The organism is Phreatobacter aquiterrae (assembly GCF_053471285.1).
Genome location: NZ_JBJPHW010000028.1, coordinates 1 through 6,139 on the forward strand (window position 1 = coordinate 1; position 6,139 = coordinate 6,139).

At 59.8% G+C, this 6,139-nt stretch carries 3 protein-coding genes, 2 pseudogenes and 1 other annotated feature; of the genes and pseudogenes, 2 read left to right on the top strand and 3 right to left on the bottom strand.

The window, feature by feature from the left end:
- Positions 1-225: 225 nt before the first annotated feature.
- Positions 226-684, bottom strand: a pseudogene (locus tag ACJ4V0_RS21275) (IS3 family transposase); the annotation flags it as partial.
- Positions 250-403: a sequence feature (AL1L pseudoknot), on the bottom strand. Its footprint overlaps the pseudogene before it by 154 nt.
- Positions 685-1,115: 431 nt before the next feature.
- Here ACJ4V0_RS21275 and ACJ4V0_RS21280 point away from each other — a divergent pair.
- Entirely contained in the window at positions 1,116-1,907 is a 792-nt protein-coding gene (locus ACJ4V0_RS21280; RefSeq protein ID WP_448301612.1) for a response regulator, read from the top strand.
- Between the two features lie 50 nt (positions 1,908-1,957).
- Here the strand turns inward: ACJ4V0_RS21280 and ACJ4V0_RS21285 are convergent, their stop codons facing one another.
- Positions 1,958-4,231, bottom strand: coding sequence for a bifunctional diguanylate cyclase/phosphodiesterase (locus ACJ4V0_RS21285; RefSeq protein WP_448301613.1), 2,274 nt, complete (start codon positions 4,229-4,231; stop codon positions 1,958-1,960).
- A gap of 432 nt (positions 4,232-4,663) precedes the next feature.
- On the opposite strand from ACJ4V0_RS21285, the gene ACJ4V0_RS21290 reads away from it, so the two are divergent.
- A complete protein-coding gene (locus tag ACJ4V0_RS21290; RefSeq protein WP_448301614.1) occupies positions 4,664-5,971 on the top strand; it encodes a TadE/TadG family type IV pilus assembly protein in 1,308 nt (435 codons plus the stop codon).
- Positions 5,972-6,007: 36 nt separating this feature from the next.
- Here the strand turns inward: ACJ4V0_RS21290 and ACJ4V0_RS21295 are convergent.
- Positions 6,008-6,139 (bottom strand): annotated as a pseudogene (locus ACJ4V0_RS21295) (IS481 family transposase); the annotation flags it as partial.

Sequence of the window (6,139 nt, forward strand, 5' to 3'; positions counted from 1 at the left end):
AAACGCGGCCGCCCCGGCTGCGAAACCCTGGCCAGCTACGCCGGGGCGGCCGCTCGCATCTGCGCCCTCAATGGGGGCCTGCTTTGGACGCGAAATAGGGGTGGCGATTGGAAGCGATTTGACATTCATCGTCTTCCGCTCCTCCCAGCCAAGGGATTCTGACGCGGAATACTCCAATCTCAAACGGTCCAGTCTTATGGGATCAGATCAGGCTTTGCGCGGGATTGCGCAATGATCGTGGTAGGTCGAAGGGGCGATCGGTAGCACCTTGCAGATCGGCTCGATCCCGTGGACCTCGCGATGATCGTCCACTTTCACGCATGCAAGCATGCGCTGCCGGGCGGGGGATGAACGCGATCATGTCTTTGACCGGCGGTCGAGCTCCGCCATCGCAAAATACGCTGACGCCTTGCGCAGGATCTCGTTCGCCGGTCGAAGCTCACGGTTCTCGCGCGCCAGAGCCTTCAGCTTTGCCGCCGCATCAGTCGGCAGGCCGGCCCGCTTGCCGGCGTCGATCTCCGTGCGTTTGATCCATTCGCTGAGCGTCTGCGCCGTGCAGCCGATCTTCCCGGAAGCCGACGCAATCGCCGCCCAGCGCGACGTGTGTTCAAGCTCGTGATCATGGACCAGACGCTCCGCGCTACTGCGGACCTCAGGCGAGACTTTTTGCTCGTATTGCCCAATGGCCCCACCTTCTCAGGAGTTGGAGCCTCCGGCAAACCCTGGGCGGTTGAGGTTCACCTGTTCTCAACTGGTTCTTTTCCCCCTGGACGATGCTGCGATAAGCGTGACAAGTTGTTGAATCCGCAGTCTAGTGAGGTGGTCCAATTCGCTCCCGTCGCAGGAATTGGCAAGTTCCAAAACCTCAGCAATTTTCCGGTCGAGCGCCTCCCTCGTCGGCCCTTCTGGCCGGCAGCCTTCTTCGGGGCGGGGATCAAACGTCGGCATTGGGCACGCTCTCCGAGTGTGGTGGATAAAGGAGCTTCCGCGTAAGAAGTTAGCGGTGGGTTCATTGGCGCCAGCCTTGAGCAGCCTTTATTCACAATTTTGCATAGTGAAACGCATTCGCGCTATATCGGAGCTTTGAAGCTGCGATTCTTGCTGGACTTCCGACCATGCCCGAACCTGCCCCGCTATCCCTCGAAGACATTCAGTTCGTTGACAGCCATTGGAGCGTTCTCGTCGCGGAGGACAATGAAGCGTGCCGCCGTGACCTGCGCCGGGCGCTCAACGACTACCAGTTTCCAATCGAGGTGGTTGAGGTGTCGTCCACTGCCCAATTGATAGACGAGTTGGGATCCAATCGCCACGACATCGCCTTCGTCGACATTGCGCTGGGAACCTCCTCCGGCCTGGAAGCGGTCGCTCAGGCCCGAGAGTGTGGCATGAGGACCTTCGTGGTCATCGCCTCGGGCAGCCAGACGGCAGTGGACCGGGCCGATGCCAAAGCCCTCGGTGCCTACGAGTTCATTGGCAAGCCACTGCAGACAACCGACGTTCATCGCGTCCTCGACGCCTTTCAGAGGATTAGCAGCCCGTCTTCGGCACTGCTGATAGACGACAGCGGCACGGCCCGAAAGCTCATGACCCGGATCTTCGAGCGATCGATGTTCCGGGTCATGGTCGATGAGGCCCCGGATGGCATTGAAGGCATCGAGAAATTCGCACGTGCGCCAACCGATTTCGTGTTTATCGACCTGAACATGGCGGCTCTTGACGGTCTGTCGACTGCGCGGATCTTCCGGGCCTTCAGCGACAAGGTGAAGATCGTGCTGGTCTCTGGAGACCCGGGCGCCCTGGCCGAAATATCGGGCATGCGCACGCTGCAGAAGCCTTTCGGCCCCCGCGAGCTCGACGTGTTGCTGCACGACCTATACGGTTTGGAACACCCTTCCCTCGCCAGGTAGGCCAGATCAAGTCGTCCTAGCCGGTCCGCGGTCCGGTGCCGATCAGAGCACTACCAGACCAATTCGGGCATATGCTGCCTAATCAGTTGCGTGGATGATTGGGCGTCCTCGGGTCGAGAGAACCAGTAGCCCTGTCCGTAGGTGCAGCCGATGGTGCGCAAGAACTCCGCTTGGCGGGCGTTCTCAATCCCTTCGGCGACCACCTCGATGGAGAGCGAGTTGGCCAGTTGTACGAGAAACTGAACGATCGCAGTGTCCTTTGCCGACCGCCCAAGGCGAGAGACGAAGGATCGATCGATCTTCAAGACATCGACATGCAACTGGCCGAGATGAGACAGCGAGGCGAAGCCGGTTCCGAAGTCGTCGAGGGCCACACGAACGCCGGCCCGACGCAGGGCGCGGAGTGCCTTGCGGACCCTCCCTGACTGCGCGTCCAGGAAGACTCCTTCCGTCACCTCGACTTCGATAACCGCCGGGGACAGGCCGGCGACCGCCAGCGAACTGGTGATTTGCTCGACAATCTTGTCGTTCATCAGCTGTGCTGCAGACAGGTTGATGGCGACTCGCCCAAAATCGACGCGATCGGTCTGCCATTTCTTGATCTGACGTAACACGTCGCGGAGCACGAAATCTCCGATCCCGACGGAAACCTCGGCATTGTCGAGTGCTGCAGTGAAGTCGGCAGGACCCACGACCGAACCGTCGCCACGTCGCCAGCGAATCAGCGCTTCGAACCCCTCGTGGCTGTTGTCCGCGAGCCGTACCTTCTGCTGGTAGTAGACGAGCAACTCGCCGCGGCTCAGAGCCTCTCGAATGTTCTCTATCTCACGGAAACGGGTCTCGGCCGCGTGGTTGATCGCGGGCGTGAACAGGCGCCAAGTTCCGCGTCCGCCAGTCTTAGCGGCGTACAGCGCGAGGTCGGCGCGCCGGTAAAGTTCTGCCCCGCTGGTCGCGGAATGGGCGACACCGATGGATGCGCCCAGATGAACGTTGAATTTCTGGAACTTGATCGGGTCGCGAAGGGCGGCCACGAGACGTTGCGCCAACATCTCGATATCTTGCGGCGCCGCACCGTGCCCGAGCACAATGGCAAACTCGTCACCGCCGAGTCGAGCAATCAACTGGGCCCCCTTACAAACCCGCTTCAGGCGGCTGGCAACGGCGCGAAGACATGCGTCGCCGGCCAACTGGCCATGAACGTCGTTGACCCGTTTGAACCCGTCCAGGTCCATAAGGAGAACGCCAAGCGGCCGCCGCTTTGCCGTTGACTTCTTGAACAGCGACAGCATCGCTGCCCGATTGTGCAGCCCGGTCACGGGATCGAGCGTGGCGAGACGCTCAATCCGGTGCAGCAATCGCTTCTGCCGGGTGATATCCTGCTTCATGCCGCTCCATCGAACGGGCCTTCCGTCTTCGAACTGCATGCCGCCGGCGATGCGAAACCACCGCCGCCGCCCATCGGCGGTGATCGCCGGCGCCTCAACGTCGAATGATCCCTCTTGGGCCCGCGCTCTGCCCGCCGCGCGCTTGATGCGTGTGCGATGAGGTTCCGGGTACATGTCGTAATGGGCGCCATAGCTGACGCCCTCTGCGGGGTTCATTCCGTGAATTCGGTACATGCCCTCGCTCCACAGGAGCTGATTTGTTTCGAGGTCAACCTCCCATGCACCCACCTTCGCCAGATCTGCAGCCGCCTCGATGATGCGTTTCTGCGCGGCCAAGTCACGCGCCAGAGACTGAATAGTGGCGGCATGTCGTGCAAGTTCTCGCAAGTGTTTATCGGCATCTTTACCGCTACGATGCTTGATCAATAGGGCATTGGTAAGATTAGCGAGATGCTCTAATGTTTGCTCATCTTGAGAGGTGAGCGACCGTGGTTGACGGCCAATAACGCAGATTGTTCCAAGCGCAACATCATCACCTAGAGAAATCGGGTGGCCGGCGTAAAGCCGCAATCCCTCTCCTGAAACGAACGGGTTGGACTGGAACCGCGGGTCGGCGGAAAGATCGGGCACTATGAGAGGCCGCCCGAAGGCAACTACGTGAGAACAAAAGGCCTCATGGCGTGGAACCTGGTCTATATCGGCGCCAACCTTCGCAATAACCCAAACGATCTCCGCATCGACGATAGTGATCATGCAGGCCGAAACGCCCAGAAGGTCCGCGCCGAGTTTGGCGAGCGTTTCCATCTCGGGGAATCCCCCCTTGATCAGTTCCAGGTCGCGAATACGACTGACGCGCTTCTCCTCCCGTTCAGGACTTATCGGCTGAGACCACCGATCGCCGATCACGATGGTTGCGGCGGACGGCGACGCGATGCCCATGATGTGTTCCTGCAAACTGAAAGCCCCACAGATTTGTACCAAATTGTAAAATTTCCGTACCGCTCGTTGTGCAATAGTGTTGTGACATGTGTTCGCTGACATTTGGTCCAATGCGTTCATTCGTAAACGACTTGGTCGCTACCGATTTTCTGAAAGGGAGCCCGAAGGTGGGATGAGCACGTTTGGGGCTACAGAACGTCGTGTGGCGTTCTCACCGCCAACCTCCGCCTACATACTTGCCCGTTAATCAATGCAATGATGGCGAGCGATGAACCTAACCGTTCACCACCCGTGTCTTCGGTTGGCGTTGCATATCGCAAACCACATTCTATTCGATGCCGCGCGTCGCTACATATCCCGCAATGTCTGTTCCCAATTTACGAAAAATTATTGCCTTTTATTGCTCCAGTTGTCGGCGACGTCGGAGCCGTGATGACCCTTTTCCCCCGAATTAAGACCCTAAGCCTCTATTCCAACACGCTTTGCGCTATTACGCGCTCATTCAATCGATGCGATCGTGGTGTGGTGGCGATGATCTTCGCCTTCTGCACGATTCCACTCGCCGGTTTCGCCGGGATGGCGGTCGACTACGCCCAAGCGAGCAAGGTCAAGGCCAAGTTGGACTCGGCGGCGGATGCGGCCGTCCTTGTGGGCGTGAAGGTATCCTCGACCATGCCTACCGCCGTTGTGGCGCGGCTTGCAGCCGAGGCCAGCTTCAAAGCCAATACGGGCTCCATGCCAAGGGTGGAGATGAAGTCGCTGGCCATCGAGGTGAAGGACACGGGTCTCACCCGCAGGGGCTCAATGACCTATGAAGCCGCGGTCCCCACTTCGCTGCTGGCTGTCGTTGGCATTTCGGAGATCAGGGTCTCCGGCAGGTCAGAAGCGTCGTCCAATACGCCGGCCTACATTGACTTCCATATCATGCTGGACAACACGCCCTCTATGGGGCTCGGTGCAACCCAGGCGGATATTGACAAGATGGTGGCCAACACGAGGGACAAGTGTGCGTTCGCCTGCCACGATCTCTCGGACGGCAACAACTACTACAAGCTCGCCAAGAAGCTGGGGGTGACGCTGCGCATCGACGTGCTGCGGCAGGCCACCCAGCAGCTCATGGATACGGCCCAGTCGACCATGAAGGTGCAGAATCAGTTCCGGGCGGGCATCTACACCTATGGCACGTCCTGTACGCAAACGACCTTCACGACGATCGCGCCCCTGACGACGAACCTTGCCTCGGCGAGGTCCGCCGCCAATGCGATCGATCTGATGACGATCCCCTATCAGGGCTACAACAACGACCAGTGCACCGACAACACGAACACGCTGGCCGCCCTGAGCCTTGCGATCCCAACCCCGGGTGATGGTTCCAACCCTTCGGTTCCGCAGAAGGTTCTGCTTCTGGTGTCCGACGGCGTCACGGACGCCTACTACCCGGCGACCTGCACGCGGCCAACCACCAATGGCCGCTGCCAGGAGCCGATCAACCCTGACATCTGCACGGCCATCAAGGCACGGGGCGTCAGGATCGCAGTCCTCTACACGACCTATCTGCGCCTGCCGACCAACGCCTGGTACATGAAATGGATCGAGCCGTTCCAGCCGACAATCGGAACGCGGATGCAAGCCTGCGCCTCCCCGGGTCTCTATTTCGAGGTAAGTCCCACGCAGGGCATCATGCAGGCCATGGATGCGCTGTTCCAGAAGGCTGTGGCCACCGCGCGCATCACCAGCTGATGGAAACGAGAAGCCCGCCCCGACATGCGGAGCGGGCTAGCTGTTTAGTCCCGGCATTTGCTGGAGCGGATCGAGCGTGAACCTCTGGGGCTCCGTTGTCCATCGTTTGCAGATGAACTCGTAGGGAGTGAGGCCGTTCAGGGTCTTCAGGCGCCGGCCGAAATTGTA

Bases quoted from the DNA above. Each gene is read 5' to 3' on its own strand.
- ACJ4V0_RS21280 (WP_448301612.1), top strand. From the start codon at position 1,116: ATGCCCGAACCTGCCCCGCTATCCCTCGAAGACATTCAGTTCGTTGAC.
- ACJ4V0_RS21285 (WP_448301613.1), bottom strand. From the start codon at position 4,231: ATGGGCATCGCGTCGCCGTCCGCCGCAACCATCGTGATCGGCGATCGG.
- ACJ4V0_RS21290 (WP_448301614.1), top strand. From the start codon at position 4,664: ATGACCCTTTTCCCCCGAATTAAGACCCTAAGCCTCTATTCCAACACG.